The sequence below is a fragment of the Paraglaciecola sp. G1-13 genome (assembly GCF_055809255.1).
The window spans coordinates 2503190-2519146 of sequence record NZ_CM147903.1 but is presented as its reverse complement, the minus strand read 5'-3'; the positions used below and the strand labels follow the sequence as shown (position 1 = coordinate 2519146).

General features: G+C 44.3%; 15 protein-coding genes. 8 read left to right on the top strand and 7 right to left on the bottom strand.

Going from position 1 to position 15957, the window contains the following annotated elements; genetic code table 11:
- Positions 1–12: 12 nt before the first annotated feature.
- Positions 13–768 (top strand): 3'-5' exonuclease, encoded by a 756-nt coding sequence (locus AC0L6N_RS10570; protein ID WP_473481111.1) that lies wholly within the window; start codon positions 13–15, stop codon positions 766–768.
- Here the strand turns inward: AC0L6N_RS10570 and AC0L6N_RS10565 are convergent.
- From AC0L6N_RS10565 to AC0L6N_RS10555, 3 genes are all read right to left on the bottom strand, one after another.
- Positions 765–1778, bottom strand: coding sequence for a DUF3080 family protein (locus tag AC0L6N_RS10565; protein WP_473481109.1), 1014 nt, complete (start codon positions 1776–1778; stop codon positions 765–767). The two genes, AC0L6N_RS10570 and AC0L6N_RS10565, sit on opposite strands and share 4 nt — an antisense overlap.
- Positions 1779–1814: 36 nt before the next feature.
- On the bottom strand, positions 1815–2558 hold the full coding sequence (locus AC0L6N_RS10560; protein ID WP_473481107.1) for a pteridine reductase: 744 nt from the start codon (positions 2556–2558) through the stop codon (positions 1815–1817).
- A 127-nt stretch (positions 2559–2685) separates the two neighbouring features.
- Positions 2686–3306, bottom strand: a complete 621-nt coding sequence (locus AC0L6N_RS10555; RefSeq protein ID WP_473481105.1) for an START domain-containing protein — start codon at positions 3304–3306, stop codon at positions 2686–2688.
- A gap of 191 nt (positions 3307–3497) precedes the next feature.
- Here AC0L6N_RS10555 and thrS point away from each other — a divergent pair, with 191 nt between their 5' ends.
- The 7 genes from thrS (at position 3498) to AC0L6N_RS10520 (ending at position 10644) form a co-directional block, all read left to right on the top strand.
- Positions 3498–5414, top strand: coding sequence for a threonine--tRNA ligase (gene thrS, locus AC0L6N_RS10550; protein WP_473481103.1), 1917 nt, complete (start codon positions 3498–3500; stop codon positions 5412–5414).
- A 35-nt stretch (positions 5415–5449) separates the two neighbouring features.
- Positions 5450–5977: a translation initiation factor IF-3 gene (gene infC / locus AC0L6N_RS10545; RefSeq protein WP_081429939.1), complete on the top strand. Its 528-nt coding sequence runs from the start codon at positions 5450–5452 to the stop codon at positions 5975–5977.
- 117 nt (positions 5978–6094) lie between these two features.
- The gene (gene rpmI, locus AC0L6N_RS10540) at positions 6095–6292 is read left to right on the top strand and encodes a 50S ribosomal protein L35 (protein ID WP_006991117.1); all 198 of its coding nucleotides are present in this window, start codon (positions 6095–6097) and stop codon (positions 6290–6292) included.
- 15 nt (positions 6293–6307) lie between these two features.
- Positions 6308–6664 (top strand): 50S ribosomal protein L20, encoded by a 357-nt coding sequence (gene rplT, locus AC0L6N_RS10535; RefSeq protein WP_006991118.1) that lies wholly within the window; start codon positions 6308–6310, stop codon positions 6662–6664.
- 297 nt (positions 6665–6961) lie between these two features.
- Positions 6962–7942, top strand: coding sequence for a phenylalanine--tRNA ligase subunit alpha (gene pheS / locus AC0L6N_RS10530; protein ID WP_473481101.1), 981 nt, complete (start codon positions 6962–6964; stop codon positions 7940–7942).
- A gap of 12 nt (positions 7943–7954) precedes the next feature.
- Positions 7955–10342, top strand: a complete 2388-nt coding sequence (pheT, locus tag AC0L6N_RS10525; RefSeq protein ID WP_473481099.1) for a phenylalanine--tRNA ligase subunit beta — start codon at positions 7955–7957, stop codon at positions 10340–10342.
- A gap of 5 nt (positions 10343–10347) precedes the next feature.
- Positions 10348–10644 carry an integration host factor subunit alpha gene (locus tag AC0L6N_RS10520; RefSeq protein ID WP_006991121.1) on the top strand — a complete coding sequence of 99 codons (297 nt, stop codon included), beginning with the start codon at positions 10348–10350 and terminating at the stop codon, positions 10642–10644.
- 202 nt (positions 10645–10846) lie between these two features.
- Here AC0L6N_RS10520 and fadE read toward each other — a convergent pair whose 3' ends face one another.
- From fadE to purM, 4 genes are all read right to left on the bottom strand, one after another.
- Positions 10847–13312: an acyl-CoA dehydrogenase FadE gene (gene fadE / locus AC0L6N_RS10515; protein ID WP_473481097.1), complete on the bottom strand. Its 2466-nt coding sequence runs from the start codon at positions 13310–13312 to the stop codon at positions 10847–10849.
- A gap of 203 nt (positions 13313–13515) precedes the next feature.
- Positions 13516–14241, bottom strand: a complete 726-nt coding sequence (locus tag AC0L6N_RS10510) for a DUF3108 domain-containing protein (protein WP_041713821.1) — start codon at positions 14239–14241, stop codon at positions 13516–13518.
- Entirely contained in the window at positions 14201–14857 is a 657-nt protein-coding gene (gene purN / locus AC0L6N_RS10505) for a phosphoribosylglycinamide formyltransferase (protein ID WP_011575277.1), read from the bottom strand. Before purN ends, AC0L6N_RS10510 begins: the two co-directional genes overlap by 41 nt.
- Complete coding sequence (purM, locus tag AC0L6N_RS10500) at positions 14857–15894, bottom strand: phosphoribosylformylglycinamidine cyclo-ligase (protein WP_473481095.1); 1038 nt, start codon at positions 15892–15894, stop codon at positions 14857–14859. The genes purN and purM overlap by 1 nt, the downstream gene beginning before the upstream one ends.
- Positions 15895–15957 lie beyond the last annotated feature (63 nt).

The window sequence follows — 15957 nt, the reverse complement described above, 5'->3', positions numbered from 1 at the left end:
AAAGGTCATTGGATGTTTTATTTAGATAAAAAAGCGCTTCAGGATACGCCAAATAATAAACCTGTCGGCAAAGGGTTTAATTGGACTGGTGAGTTTGCTAAACGCCATAAACAAGCAAAGTATCCTGCGCTTAAACAGTATTACGCCCATGGGACAATAAGTGCAGATACCCCTATCGCAGAGGCCCCTTTGGTCGCACTAGATTTTGAAACCACAGGTTTAAATCCCAAAACGGATAGTATTGTCAGTATTGGTTTGGTGGCAATGACAGTGAAGCGCATACGTTGCCAAGAGGCGCAGCACTGGATAATCAAACCCGATACTGAATTAAAAACTAAGTCGGTGGTGATCCACGGTATTACCCACTCCGATGTAGCGGATGCACCGTCATTCAACAGAGTTCTGGATGAGCTATTGCAGCACTTGCAGGGAAAAGTGGTGGTGGCTCATCACAAAGATATTGAAGTCCGTTTTTTAAATTCAGCGTTAAAGCATTATATCGGTGAGGAAATTGTTTTCCCGTGTATCGATACAATGGCTTTAGAAGCGCGCTTTTCCCGCACCATCAAACGTACATTTCTGCGCAGTTTGTTAGGGCAGAAAACGCCGTCCATTCGACTCACTGATTGTCGCTCTCGCTATCGTTTGCCTTATTATCGACAGCATAATGCGTTAACCGATGCATTGGCATGTGCAGAACTGCTGCAAGCACAAGTGGCGACACATTACCCAGATGACACGTCACCCATTTCTGCCATTTGGTGTTAGTTTACGCGAGGTGAAATGCCACAATGCTTAAAAATTGTTTGCCAAAATTCCACATGGTGTTTCATCGCCAGTTGATATGCGTTAAAACCCTCGTCACCTTGGGCGTTGATAAACTGGCGAAATGCCGGGGCTAAATTCGGTTCTGTACTTAATTTTTGATAGAGCGGTGAAAGCGTATAATGCACGCGGTTTAGTTCACTGCCAATAGGTTGAATTTTCTCGATAAAAAATAAGGTAAACACGTTTTTCAGATACTTCATTTTCTGACTTGGTTGGCCATCCTTGCATTGTTCAAACAGGTCCTGCTTTTGTAACCATAATGTGGTGCTATTTAATTCTTCTCTTATTACCGATTGGGTTCGCCATGTTTTGGCCGGTAAGTGCGACTTAGAGAGTTGAGACAAATAGCGCTCCAATTCTTGGCTATTTGGCGCTGAGCTTAGTTGGCTATTTGCGTCGAGTAAATACGATAAAGCACTTTTTGTTGTATGTAGCTCGGTGGAGCTTACTGAGTTAAAAAAATCACTGTTATTACTAAAGGCATTAATGGTTTCATCACTGATTTGTATAAGATTTGCCCATACCAATGGCAGGGCAGTGAGTTTATGCTCCAGCCAGTCATCGAGTAATGCGCTGTACTCTGGCATCAGTAGCTTACAGCGTGATAACGACTCAACCACTTCACGCTCATAAAGGTAGCGTACTGAGGGTGGTTGTATACGCCCTAACGGGGTGTTTCGCTGGGCTATCAATACACTCAGGTCACATTTCTTTAAGGCAAAAAATTGCTTTACGTCCAACTGAGGTGGGTTGATTACATTTACCAATAATCGTTTGCTAGGGTAGACCAGCGAGGCTGAAGCTTTGATTGGTATTGAGGCATTGAACGGGGCGTCTAATACATTGGCTATCCGCTCTTGGTATTGGTTCATCGTATGACTGATGTCGTTTCGCCCGCATCCTACCGTCGCTATGGTCAGGGCCAATACTATTGTGAGCCGGTTAAGCATGAAGTGAGTAGCCTGACACCAAGTCATCTTTTTAGGTCAAACTTTATGGCTCGACACGACACTGCGCCCACCATCCACGGCAATGATCTGGCCTGTCACATATTTGGCTTCACATAAATAATGGATAGCCTGAGCAATATCTTCTGGTGTGCCTAAGGTTTTAGCAGGGATCTGTTGCAACACCTGTTTTTTGTCAGCATCAGATAGCGCTTGTTCGGGCCATAGAATTGCGCCAGGGGCAACAGCATTAACGCGTATGTCCGGTGCTAACTCAATGGCCAATGATTTGGTCATAGTGACCAGTGCTGACTTTGCCATGCTATAAACGGTGTGCTGTTGAAGTGGCCTGTCGGCATGAATATCAACCATGTTAATAATGACTCCTTTATTAACGGTCAGATTTCCAGCTAGATGCTGTGCTAAAAACAATGGCGCTTGTACATTACTGCCAAATAAATCATGCCAGTGGTTTTGCGTGATATCACCCACGGGGGTAGGGTAAAACGAAGACGCATTATTGACTAGCACATCTAAGCGCCCAAAAGCGCCAACCACTTGCTCTGCTAGTAAACCTAAGTTGTCGATTTCGCACAGGTTGGCAACCACTAAACGCGCGGAATGTTCCCTTTGACTGTTAAGATTGACTAGTAAGGTTTCGGCTTCGGATACAGAGTGATGGCAATGCAGCACAATGTTAAACCCTTTGTTATGTAGATAGGTGGCGGTAGATGCACCTATACGCTTGGCACTACCGGTAATAAAGGCAACTTTGGTTGACATAATGCTCCATGGTGGCTGTAATTATTGGCGCTCAATCTCAGGTTTACTTTAACCGTTAATATTCTTATCGCTGGGTGTATTACACATGTAAAATACAGGAATGGCACCTGTTGATTTAGCTTGGCGGTTAATCTTGTGCTACTAAAGAGGGATTATCTAGCTGTTGTACGATATTTTCAAACGTTTCACGAATGGAGGATATTAAAGTACGGTTGGCTAACCAGATTGGAATATTGCCACCGGGATTGGCTTGTCCCTGATACTCAATATAGGTGAAACGATTGGCGTGCGCATTGAGTATCCAACGACCACTTACGCCTTTTATCCGCACAAAATTCTCTAATTCTGGATATTTCTCACTCGCATCGACAATATCGATATACACATTACCTTGTTCAACATAGGTAATGGATTGAGTCACCATGTCCCTGTCCCTAATAGGCCAAGGTGCGTCGAATTTGCTGTGTACTAAGCGAACATTATCGTTTGCCTCGAGTAAGTGGACGGCTTGATTATGGGCTATCCACTTCGGCGCTAGCTGTGTTTGTTCCAACATTTCTACAAATGCTTCAGGCCTATTATGAACATGCACTATACCGCGCACCTTAATGTGGCCATTGTCAGTGTCTTGTTGGTAAATGGCCACATTGTTGCTTGTAGTGGCAAGCTCCCAATCTAGAATAGGCTGAGCTAGCAGGTCGTGAGCAAGACCGACTTCAGACAAGCTCGCACTTAGAAATATTACCAATAGAGAGTGCCTGAAAGACGATTGCATAGTTTGAACAAATTTCGTTATAATCCCGATTCTGTTTTGATCGTAACAGAACAGCAGACAAAACACCTATTAGAGGTGTTTTTTTATTTTTTTATCGCGATGTAATCGCAACTCAGATTTTGCATGTGGCGCTTGGTAGGTGTCACCACTGCACAAGGATTATTATGCCCATAATTACACTTCCCGACGGCAGTCAACGCCAATTCGATAACGCAGTTTCAGTACTAGACGTGGCAAATGATATTGGCCCTGGTTTAGCCAAAGCCACCATAGCTGGAAAAGTAGACGGCGTTCGTGTTGATGCCTGTGACCTGATAGAGCAAGACGCACAGTTGCAAATAATTACTGCAAAAGACGAAGATGGCTTAGAAATTATTCGTCACTCATGCGCGCATTTAATCGGTCATGCAATCAAGCAATTATGGCCTGACGTCAAAATGGCAATTGGTCCTACGATTGACAATGGCTTTTATTATGACATTGATATGGAGCATTCTCTTAACGACGAAGATCTCGTCAAGCTAGAAAAGCGCATGCTTGAATTGGCGAAAACCAATTACGATGTGGTTAAGAAAGTCGTTAGCTGGCAAGAAGCCAGAGACACATTTGAAGCACGCGGTGAAGAGTATAAACTGCAGATCCTAGACGAGAACATTCCAAAAGATGCTACGCCTGGTTTGTATCATCATGAAGAGTACGTGGACATGTGCCGCGGGCCACACGTACCTAACATGCGTTTTTGCCAGCACTTTAAACTAATGAAAGTGGCAGGTGCCTATTGGCGTGGCGATAGCGACAATAAAATGTTGCAACGAATTTACGGCACCGCTTGGGCTGATAAAAAACAACTTAAAGCTTACTTGAATCGTTTAGAAGAAGCTGAAAAGCGCGATCACCGCAAAATTGGTAAAGCGCTGGATTTATTCCATTGGCAAGAAGAAGCGCCTGGCATGGTGTTTTGGCACAACGATGGTTGGAGCATATACACAGAGCTTGAAAAATTCGTGCGCAGCAAATTACGTGAATACGAATACGATGAAGTCAAAGCCCCTTTGATGATGGACCGCTCTTTATGGGAAAAATCAGGTCACTGGGATAAGTACGCTGAAAACATGTTCACTACCACATCAGAAAAGCGTGAATATGCGGTTAAGCCGATGAACTGCCCAGGCCACGTACAAATCTTTAATCAAGGTCTTAAATCATATCGTGATTTGCCGTTGCGCATGGCCGAGTTTGGCTGTTGTCACCGTAACGAGCCATCTGGTGCGTTACATGGCTTGATGCGTGTGCGTGGTTTTACCCAAGATGATGCACATATATTCTGTACCGATGACCAAATATTGGCAGAAGTAGGTGGATGTATTGATTCAGTTTATGAAATCTACAAAATATTCGGTTTCGAGAACATCTCTGTAAAACTCTCTACTCGTCCTGAAAAACGAGTGGGCAGTGATGAAGTATGGGACAAAGCAGAAAAAGAACTGGCAGAAGCACTCACGTCAAAGGGGATTGATTTCCAATATTTGCCAGGCGAGGGTGCATTCTATGGTCCCAAGATAGAATTCACATTGCACGATTGCCTCGATAGAGCGTGGCAGTGTGGCACAGTCCAGTTGGACTTCTCAATGCCTGGTCGTTTAGGTTCAACCTATGTCGCTGAAGATGGTGAACGTAAAGTGCCGGTTATGATCCACCGTGCAATTTTAGGTTCACTTGAGCGTTTTATCGGTATTTTGATAGAAGAGTATTCAGGCTTCTTCCCACTTTGGTTAGCTCCTACTCAAGCAGTTGTGATGAATATTACTGACAATCAGAGCGAATATGCGCAAAAAGTAGTGAAAAAACTAAAAGAAATTGGAATTAGAGCCAAGTCAGACTTGAGAAATGAGAAGATAGGCTTTAAAATCCGCGAGCACACGCTTAGGCGTGTCCCGTATTTGCTTGTCGTTGGTGATAAAGAAATTGAAGCTGGCGAAGTAGCAGTACGTTCACGCAAAGGCGATGATCTTGGTAAGATGTCGGTCGATGCTTTCATTGAATTGGCTTGTGAACAGATCAAAAGCAAACAAATTCAGTAAATTTCGTGGAGGAATAACATATTAAAGGCGCTAACATTAAGGCTAAAGATTCGGGCAAAGCTCGTATTAACGAAGAAATTACAGTAAATGAAGTTCGTTTGGTTGGAAAGGATGGGGAGCAGATTGGCGTTGTATCAATCACTGAAGCTCTCGAGACGGCTGAGCAATCTAATTTAGATTTGGTTGAAATTAGCCCTAATGCAGAACCGCCTGTATGTAAGGTAATGGATTACGGAAAATTCATCTTCGAAAAGAGTAAAGCTCAGAAAGAGCAAAAGAAGAAACAAAAGCAAATTCAGGTCAAGGAGATTAAATTTCGCCCTGGCACTGATGAAGGCGATTACCAGGTAAAACTGCGCAACCTGCGTCGCTTTCTAGAAGGTGGTGATAAGGCTAAAGTAACGATCCGCTTCCGCGGCCGTGAAATGGCTCATCAAGATATCGGTATTGATCTACTTAATCGCGTTAAAGTTGATTTAGAAGATATTGCCAACTGCGAATCCTTCCCTAACCGGGTTGAAGGTCGTCAGATGATCATGGTGCTCGCCCCAATTAAGAAGTAATCAAGGTCTACAAGTAGTCAGGGAACTGCACCCTAGCTCACCTTATTACACACTATGTAACTACGACTTACTGTTTCTGCAAAGCAGTTTAGTCATTAACAATGCGGAGTTTTAGCAATGCCTAAAATGAAAACAAACCGTGGAGCCGCCAAGCGTTTTAGAAAAACCGCTTCAGGTCGTTTCAAAAGCAAGCAGTCTCACTTGCGTCATATTTTGACTAAAAAGAGCTCTAAGCGTAAACGTCACCTTCGTGGCAAGAAATTGGCCCATGTAGCTGACACAGCGTTGATTCAACGCATGTTACCTTACGTTTAAGAGAGGATTTAGAATATGGCAAGAGTAAAACGTGGTGTTGTTGCACGTGCCCGTCACAAAAAGGTACTAAAGCAAGCCAAAGGTTATTACGGAGCTCGTAGTCGAGTTTATCGCGTTGCTGTTCAAGCAGTAACAAAAGCTGGTCAATACGCTTACCGTGACCGTCGTCAAAAGAAACGTCAATTCCGTCAATTGTGGATTGCTCGTATCAATGCTGCGGCGCGTCAAAATGGTATGTCTTACAGCCGTTTCATTAACGGTCTTAAGAAGGCGTCTGTTGAAATCGATCGTAAGATTTTGGCTGACATCGCAGTACATGACAAAAACGCATTTAGCGCATTAGTAGATGCCGCTAAAGGTGCATTAGCTTAATTAATTAACAATTAAGTTTAAGTTCTTTCGAAGAACGGCGAGCCGGATGCTTGCCGTTTTTTTTTGTTTGGAATTTAATCTCTGTTTAATCAAACTTACCTTCACGATCCTGCGTGTAATAACTCTCCTTGTTTACAATAAATCAATGAAAAAGCGTTTAATATCCGTACTTTCCGGTAATTGTATCTAGCCTGACACAGTTGCTTTCGTGTAGAATTGCGGGTTCTTTTTACATGTCCAGCCATGCTTTTAGATCTATGGTCAGTGACTCAATATTTAATCCAATTCGAGGAAACTATGGATCTTGATGCCATAATCAAAGAGGCAGAAACGCAAATCAACGTCGCCCAAGATGCCAGCACGCTTGATGCGGTTCGCGTAGACTTCATGGGTAAAAAAGGCCGTATGACTGAGCTACTCAAAGGCTTAGGAAAACTGTCTAACGAAGAGCGCCCTGCAGCCGGTCAAAAAATAAACCAAGCTAAACAGCAAATTCAGCAACTTATTCATCAGCGCGGAGAACTGCTGCGTGAGCAAGAGATGAACAGCAAGCTTGCTGCTGAATCAATCGATGTATCTCTGCCTGGCCGTTCGACAGAAATGGGTGGACTGCATCCAGTCACGCGAACCATTAATCGTATTGAAAGCTTTTTTGCTGAGTTAGGCTTTAGTGTTAAAACCGGCCCTGAAATTGAAGATGGTTTTCACAACTTTGATGCGTTGAACATTCCAGCTAATCATCCAGCGCGTGCCGATCATGATACTTTCTATTTCAACCCTGATGTGATGTTAAGAACGCAGACATCAGGTGTACAAATTCGTACCATGGAAGCCGAGCAACCGCCATTGCGTATCATTTCACCAGGGCGAGTTTATCGTAACGATTACGATCAAACGCATACGCCTATGTTCCATCAAGTTGAAGGCTTGATGGTAGACAAGAACGTGAGCTTTACTCAGCTAAAAGGCATTCTTCATGATTTCTTGAACAACTTCTTCGAAGCGGACTTACAAGTACGTTTTCGTCCTTCTTATTTCCCGTTTACCGAGCCTTCGGCAGAAGTGGATGTGATGGGTAAAAATGGCAAGTGGTTAGAAGTACTCGGTTGCGGCATGGTGCACCCAAATGTATTGCGCGCTGTGAATATTGACCCTGAAGTCTACACTGGCTTTGCCTTCGGCATGGGGGTGGAACGCCTCACCATGTTGCGTTATGGCGTGAATGATTTACGTGCATTTTTCGAAAACGATCTTCGTTTTTTAAAGCAGTTTAAGTAAGGGCGAGAAAGTATGAAATTCAGTGAAAAGTGGCTAAGAGAATGGGTAAACCCTGATATCTCTACACAGCAGCTTGCAGATCAAATTACTATGGCTGGCCTTGAAGTAGACGGTGTTGAGCCTGTTGCCGGTGAGTTCAGTGGCGTAGTCGTGGGTGAAGTGGTTGAATGTGGTCAACATCCAGATGCAGATAAGCTGCAAGTAACCAAAATTAACGTAGGTGATGATGAGTTAATCGATATCGTTTGCGGTGCGCCGAACTGTCGTCAGGGTTTAAAAGTGGCTGTGGCAAAAGTCGGCGCAGTATTACCTGGTAACTTTAAAATCAAGAAAGCGAAATTACGTGGTCAGCCTTCATTCGGCATGTTATGTAGCTTTTCAGAGCTAGGTATTTCAGATGACCATGATGGTATTGTTGAATTACCAGCGGACGCACCTATAGGTCAAGATATTCGCGAATATCTTGATTTGAATGATGTCACGATTGAAGTTGATTTAACACCGAATCGTGCAGATTGCTTGGGCATGCGCGGCCTTGCTCGTGAAGTGGGCGTGCTGAATCAAAGTAATGTGGATATGCCTATTTACCCAGAAACGGCAGCGAGTGTCGCTGACACTAGGGGTATTTCACTTGCAGCACCACAAGCGTGCCCACGTTATTTAGGACGCGTTATTAAAGGTATTGATGTAAATGCTCCTTCACCTTTGTGGCTGCAAGAAAAGCTCCGTCGCAGTGGTGTGCGTAGTATTGATGCTGTGGTGGATGTAACTAACTTTGTATTGTTAGAGCTCGGCCACCCAATGCATGCATTCGATAACGATGTGCTTAGTGGCGATATTGTTGTGCGGATGGCCAAGCAAGATGAAGAGTTAGTCTTATTAGATGAAACCAAGGTTACGTTAAAAGACAACACCTTGGTCATTGCGGATCAGGAAAAGGCGCTTGCTATGGCAGGCATCTTCGGTGGACTCGATTCTGGTGTTACCTCTAATAGTCAAAATATATTTTTAGAAAGTGCGTTTTTCGCGCCAGACGCAATCATGGGTAAAGCGCGCCAGTACGGGTTACATACTGACGCATCACATCGATACGAGCGCGGTGTCGATCCTCAAATGCAACGCCAAGCAATGGAACGTGCAACCGCTTTACTGCTTGAGATAGTAGGTGGTGAAGCGGGCCCTATCGTAGAAGCGATTGACGAACAATACATCCCGCCAGTCAAAGATGTCGTGCTGCGTGCTGCACGTCTAACGCGTGTGTTGGGTATTGAAATCGAAGCGAGCGTAGTCAGTGATATTTTGATGCGCTTAGGGCTAGACGCCGATGAGTCGAACGGGCAATGGCAAGTAAAAGTGCCTGCTTATCGTTTTGATATAGCGATTGAGGAAGACTTGATAGAAGAGATCGCGCGGGTTTACGGTTATAACAACATTCCAAATTTAGCGCCTAGCGCAGAGTTAAGAATGTCAGGTCGAAAAGAGCAAGCGCTTGATGTGAACGAACTCAAACTGACGCTGACCAACCGCGATTACCAAGAAGCTATTACGTACTCGTTCGTTGATCCTAAAGTACAGAGTAAATTATACCCTGAAATTGACGCTATCGTATTACCGCACCCAATCTCTGCTGATATGTCAGCCATGCGAGTAAGCGCCTGGACAGGATTGCTGCAAGCCGTTTCTTATAACCAAAAGCGCCAACAAGCGCGGGTTCGCTTGTTTGAGTCAGGTTTACGTTTTATTCCTGATGCATCTGAAAAGATGGGCGTGCGTCAAGAGACAGTTTTCTCCGGTGTAATAGCAGGCAATTTACACGAGGCCAATTGGGATCGAGCAGATAAAGCGGTAGACTTTTTCGATGCTAAAGCGGATGTTGAAGCTTTGCTCAGCCTTATTGCTCCTATTGACGTATTCCGTTTCGAGGCGACAGAGCATAGCTCGCTTCATCCAGGACAAAGCGCCGCAATTTACCGTGATGATGTTTTTATTGGCGTGATGGGGGCCGTACATCCTAAATTCGAGAAATTACTGGGGTTAAATGGCCGAGTTTTCGTATTTGAGCTGGAAATTGCCGCTTTTGGAGAGAAAAAGTTACCTGAAGCGAAAGAAATATCGAAATTTCCTGCAAATCGACGTGACATTGCAATCGTTGTAGACGATGATAAAGTCGTTGGTGAAATTTTAGATTGCATCCAAAAATTTGGCGCAAATCAACTAGTTGGCCTAAACTTGTTCGACATCTATCGAGGTAAAGGCATCGAGCCAGGGTTTAAGAGTTTGGCTATTTCATTGACTTTACAAGACATGGCAAGAACGCTTGAAGAAGCTGAAATTCAAGCCGTGGTCGATGGTATTCTGACTAAACTGTCAGAGCAATTTGGGGCTACATTGAGGGATTGACGGATATGGCGTTAACCAAAGCCGAAATGGCGGAACATTTATTTGAAAAGTTGGGCATGAACAAGAGAGATGCCAAAGATCTTGTTGAAGCATTTTTCGAAGAGGTCCGTGAGGCATTGGAATCAGGTGAGCAAGTTAAGCTATCTGGTTTTGGTAACTTTGATTTACGACAAAAGAGTGAACGACCAGGGCGCAACCCTAAAACGGGTGAAGATATCCCTATTAAGGCGAGACGCGTAGTCACATTTCGACCTGGTCAAAAGCTCAAAAGCCGCGTAGAGAATACAAAACCGACTGAGTAATACGGAGTCGGTTTTAATAATTACTCCGCTACCTAGCATGCTAGGTAGCGGATTTTTTATATCTGAAATTCATGCCCTAGCTGTTACTCATTTGATTAATAGAGGTAGAGGTTATTTCTAAGTAAATTCCACCTATAAAAAAACCGCTTCAATTGAAGCGGTTTTGTTTCATTAGCGGGTTGTCATCCTAAAGCGATGAGCACTAAGCGGCCTCTGAAGACTTAGTTGTACGACGTTTAGGCTTGGCGGCCTGTGTATTGGCGATCAACTCTTTCGGGTCAAAATCATCTACATTGATTGTACGTAAGCGGCCTGCTTCCGTGCGTGTAAGTAATTCAGCTTCTTGTTCAGTGATTACGCCTAGTTCTAGTCCTTTTTGTGCAATAACGTCAAGACCAGTGAAAGGGTAACGCTCTTTGGCTGCCTTACACACTTTGTCGAACACGGGCTCACTTGCAAGCACATCTTTCAGCGTCTGTTCTAAATCACCCATCAAGCAATCTTTCCCACCGAAATGTTGCCCTTCACCCAAACGGGTTCGTGAGGGATTATGGCTTTGCAAAATAGCTGCAATTTTATGTTCTATTTTATCCGAAGGACGACGGTATGAACGGCCAAACGGCATGATGATTCCTTTTAACATCACGCCCAAAACTGCCGATGGGAAGTTCTCGAACAATTCGATTAGGGCTGTTTCTAGCTTAAACAAGGTGTCTTGCATGGCCCAATGTACCAAAGGCAAATCTTCCTTCAAACGGCCTTGGTCATCATAGCGTTTCAGTACTGCAGAGGCTAAATAGATATGGCTTAACACATCACCTAAACGGGCTGATATACGTTCACGGCGTTTCAGTTCACCGCCGAGCACGGCCATAGAAACATCAGACAACAAGGCCAAGTTGCTGCTGTAGCGTTGCAATGAACGATAGTAGCCAGCAGTTTCATCATCGAAAGGTGCACCCGCCAGGCGTGCCCCTGTGAGAGAGAACCAAATACTTCTGAATGTGTTACTGATGGCGAAGCCGATGTGGCCAAATACCGCATCGTCAAACTCGTTCAAGCCTTGCTCTTTGTCCTCATGACTTGCCGCATAAAGCTCTTTAAGCACGAAAGGGTGACTACGCATAGCGCCTTGGCCATATATCATCATATTACGAGTAAGAATATTGGCACCTTCTACCGTGATGGCGATAGGCGCACCTTGATAACCTCGACCCAAATAATTATTTGGCCCAAGCATGACGCCTTTACCACCATGCACGTCCATAGCGTCATTAACTAACTGGCGCATTTTTTCGGTTAAGTGGTATTTACAAATCGCTGATACAACTGACGGTTTCTCACCTAAATCTACGGCTTTGGTCGTCAAGCTAGTGACGGCATCCATCAAATAAGCGTTACCGCCAATACTGGCTAGCATTTCTTCTACGCCTTCCATCTTACCGACAGGCATTTTAAATTGACGGCGTATACGCGCGTAGGCCCCTGTAGCCAGAGCGATACTTTTCGCCCCTCCTGCCGATGCTGAAGGTAGCGTAATACAACGACCGACGGATAAACATTCAACCAGCATACGCCAGCCTTGACCGGCCATTTCTACGCCGCCAATGATGTAATCAAGCGGGACGAATATATCGTTTCCGCGGATGGGACCATTTTGAAATGGAACGTTAAGAGGGAAATGACGATTACCGATTTCCATCCCCTTGGTATCGCGTGGTAGTAGGGCGCAGGTAATACCAATATCTTTTTTGTCGCCTACCAGTCCTTCAGGGTCATACATTTTAAATGCAAGACCGATAACCGTGGCGACTGGTGCAAGGGTGATGTATCGCTTATCAAATGTTAAGCGCAGGCCAATGACGTCTTTGCCTTCCCACTCGCCTTTGCACACAATACCGCTGTCAGGCAGCGAGCCAGCATCTGAACCTGCCTCTGGGCCTGTTAACGCGAAACAGGGAATTTCTTCACCTGTTGCAAGGCGAGGCAAGTAATGGTCCTGTTGTTCTTTGGTTCCATAGTGCTGAAGTAATTCACCAGGACCTAAGGAGTTTGGTACACCAACGGTGGTAGATAATACCGCACTGACGCCCGACAATTTCTGTAACACACGGGATTGCGCATAGGCTGAGAACTCAAGGCCACCGTATTGCTTTTTGATGATCATCGCAAAGAACTTATTATCTTTGAGAAATTGCCATACTTCAGGCGTCAAGTCTGTGTCTTTATGAGTAATATCCCAATCACTGACCATTTCGCATACTTGCGCAACTGGACCATCTAAAAACTCGCGTTCTTCTGCAGTCAAGCGTGCTTGCGGGATACTATGTAACGCTTGCCAATTCGGGTTGCCGCTGAAAATTTCACCGTCCCACCACACTGTCCCGGCGTCAATGGCATCGCGCTCGGTGCTTGACATCTCAGGCATAATTTTTTTGTAGGTATCTAAAATCGGAGCTGTAAGATATTTCTTACGTAAAGAGTCCACGTTCAGTGGAATAGCAATGATTAAAAATACCAGCCAAGCGATTCCGCCCACAGGGCCAAATATGCTGCCAAGCAACATAGCAACCGCCACTGCGATAGTGGCATTCATCAGTTTCATTCTAAAGTAGCTCGCCGCACCAAGGGTGGCGATAATAATAAGTGTCCATAATAACGTTTGCATAAAGACTCCAGATGTAGAGGTCAGACCAGAGTGTCAGAGTAGTATTTTGCCAACACAATATCAAGTCTTAGCTTACGCCAATTGTCACTATTTGGTTAATGTTTTAGTTGATGGTTGATTATCTAGCAGGGTAATGGATAACAAAGGCAGGGGATGATTGAACGGCAACAGTGACTCAAATGAGTCACTGTATTTTTATTTTACTATTGAGTGGCGGTAAAGGTCTTTAATTGAATATCACCTTGTTCTTTATCGTCTTTGAACTGTTGCAAGCGTACAAGCTGGTAATTTAGCTGAGGTGAAAACCATGCGAAGGTCTCTCGTGTTGAGTTATGACGAACAATTTCAACTTTTATACCTTCGAGCATACCGTAAGGCAACGTTAGCTGCTCAGTCCCCATGACTTTTAAATGGTAATCCCGCTCTTGACCGCGATAGTTAATTACTTGGTAACTAAACTCCTTCTGACCTTGAGCAAGCTTCTGTTGCAAATCTAACCGATAAAGCTGGTTGTCAAACTGATCTTGCCAGTCAATTCCAGGCTCTTTATCGATAAATATCTTTTCTTTGCCTGCATCGAAAACAACTTTGATACTTTTATTGCTGCCAGTGCCTGTACGACTATACCGATAATTTTTCGGCACTATTTTATCGTCAATAAAAGCAAAATCACTTATTTCAGTACGCTTATCAGATAAGAAGAACAAGGAAACCTTCGAGTGATATTCCATGCGATAGGTTTCATCATCTACGTTTTCAACGCTGAGCAAGGCATAACCTAACTTTTTACCGTAACGAAATGCGGTGTACTCGGCATCAAATGTGGGTAGAGCAGTAGCTTGAGCCACGGATCCTATTATGCATAAAAGGCCCACTAGCCAACGTTTGCTAATCAGCTGCGTAACCCGTGATTGGTATCTCGTTTCCATCTAAATAAGCCTTATTATTAAGCATTAGCAGTCTTTTTTGGCAGAACCAACGGACAACTAATGGATACATTTGGCGCTCTTGTTCTTGCACCCTTGAGGCAAGTTGTGAGGCATTTTCATCGGCAAAAACAGGCACTTTGGATTGCAATACAACCGGTCCGCCGTCTAGCTCGGGGGTAACAAAGTGTACCGAAGCGCCGTGTTCTTCATCTTTAGCATCTATGGCTCGTTGATGCGTGTCTAAACCTTTATATTTTGGCAATAAAGATGGATGAATGTTTAACATCTTACCCGTAAATTGCTCAACAAACCAAGGAGTTAATATGCGCATGAATCCGGCTAATACAACCAGATCAGGCGAAAAACTTGCAATAGTGCTGTGTAGTTGGGCATCGTATTCATCACGTGTTGCGTAATCTTTGTGACTTACAACATGATGAGGGATATTCGCCTGAGACGCGCGCTCTAAACCGTAGGCATCGGCTTTGTTGGAAATAACGGCAACAATTTGCGCCGTTATTTTTTGCTCGGCTATATCATCAATCAAGGCTTGTAAGTTTGACCCGTTACCGGAAATCAGCACTACGATTTTTGTGATATCGGTATTGACTGTCACTATTTAATCTCAACCTGATTGTTATCACTGCTGTCTTCAATATGGCCAATTTGCCATACATTTTCGCCTTGGCTTTTTAGGATCGCGATCGCTTCGCCGGCTTTGTCCGCTTCAAGCGCTATCATCAGACCAACGCCACAGTTAAAAGTACGGTACATTTCGTGTGTGGTTACATTGCCATTTTCTTGCAGCCAGTTGAATATACTTGGCCACTGCCAGCTACTTTCGTCGATAACGGCTTTTGTGCCTTGAGGTAATACACGAGGAATGTTTTCCCAAAAACCACCACCAGTGATATGGGTAATTGCATTCACCTGTACACTCTCTAATAAATGAAGAACTGACTTTACATAAATGCGCGTAGGTTCGAGCAAATGCTCTGATAATGGCTTACCATCAAATACTTCACTGGCCTCACAACCTGATACTTCGAGTATCTTACGCACCAAGGAGTAACCGTTAGAGTGTGGGCCAGAAGAGCCCAGCGCAATTAACACATTTCCTGCTTTTACACGGCTTCCATCAATTACGTCGGCAGCTTCTACAACGCCGACACAGAAACCTGCAACGTCATAATCGTTACCGTGATACATACCTGGCATTTCAGCGGTTTCGCCACCGATTAATGCGCAACCCGATAATTCGCAACCCTTGCCTATACCTGTGACCACTTTAGCTGCGGTATCAACATCAAGCTTGCCAGTAGCGTAATAGTCCAAGAAAAATAACGGCTCAGCACCTTGAACGATTAAATCATTGACGCACATTGCGACTAGGTCGATGCCGATGCCATCATGTTGCTCTAAATCCATGGCTAAACGTAGTTTAGTACCTACACCATCGGTGCCTGAAACGAGTAGCGGCTCTTTATATTTAGTTGGAAGTGAGCAAAGCGCGCCAAAACCACCTAAACCTCCTCTGACTTCAGGGCGATGTGTTTTCTTGCTTACAGATTTGATTCTTTCGACAAGTTCATTGCCCGCATCGATGTCGACACCTGCGTCTTTATAGCTTAAGGAGGGTTTGTTATCGGTCACGTAATTACCTATTTGAGGGTGAGGGTCCAAAAATGAGCGCAGATTTTATCAGTTCAGAATGGC

Bases quoted from the DNA above. Each gene is read 5' to 3' on its own strand.
- AC0L6N_RS10570 (WP_473481111.1), top strand. From the start codon at position 13: ATGTTTTATTTAGATAAAAAAGCGCTTCAGGATACGCCAAATAATAAA.
- AC0L6N_RS10565 (WP_473481109.1), bottom strand. From the start codon at position 1,778: ATGCTTAACCGGCTCACAATAGTATTGGCCCTGACCATAGCGACGGTA.
- AC0L6N_RS10560 (WP_473481107.1), bottom strand. From the start codon at position 2,558: ATGTCAACCAAAGTTGCCTTTATTACCGGTAGTGCCAAGCGTATAGGT.
- thrS (WP_473481103.1), top strand. From the start codon at position 3,498: ATGCCCATAATTACACTTCCCGACGGCAGTCAACGCCAATTCGATAAC.
- rpmI (WP_006991117.1), top strand. From the start codon at position 6,095: ATGCCTAAAATGAAAACAAACCGTGGAGCCGCCAAGCGTTTTAGAAAA.
- rplT (WP_006991118.1), top strand. From the start codon at position 6,308: ATGGCAAGAGTAAAACGTGGTGTTGTTGCACGTGCCCGTCACAAAAAG.
- pheS (WP_473481101.1), top strand. From the start codon at position 6,962: ATGGATCTTGATGCCATAATCAAAGAGGCAGAAACGCAAATCAACGTC.
- pheT (WP_473481099.1), top strand. From the start codon at position 7,955: ATGAAATTCAGTGAAAAGTGGCTAAGAGAATGGGTAAACCCTGATATC.
- AC0L6N_RS10520 (WP_006991121.1), top strand. From the start codon at position 10,348: ATGGCGTTAACCAAAGCCGAAATGGCGGAACATTTATTTGAAAAGTTG.
- fadE (WP_473481097.1), bottom strand. From the start codon at position 13,312: ATGCAAACGTTATTATGGACACTTATTATTATCGCCACCCTTGGTGCG.
- AC0L6N_RS10510 (WP_041713821.1), bottom strand. From the start codon at position 14,241: ATGGAAACGAGATACCAATCACGGGTTACGCAGCTGATTAGCAAACGT.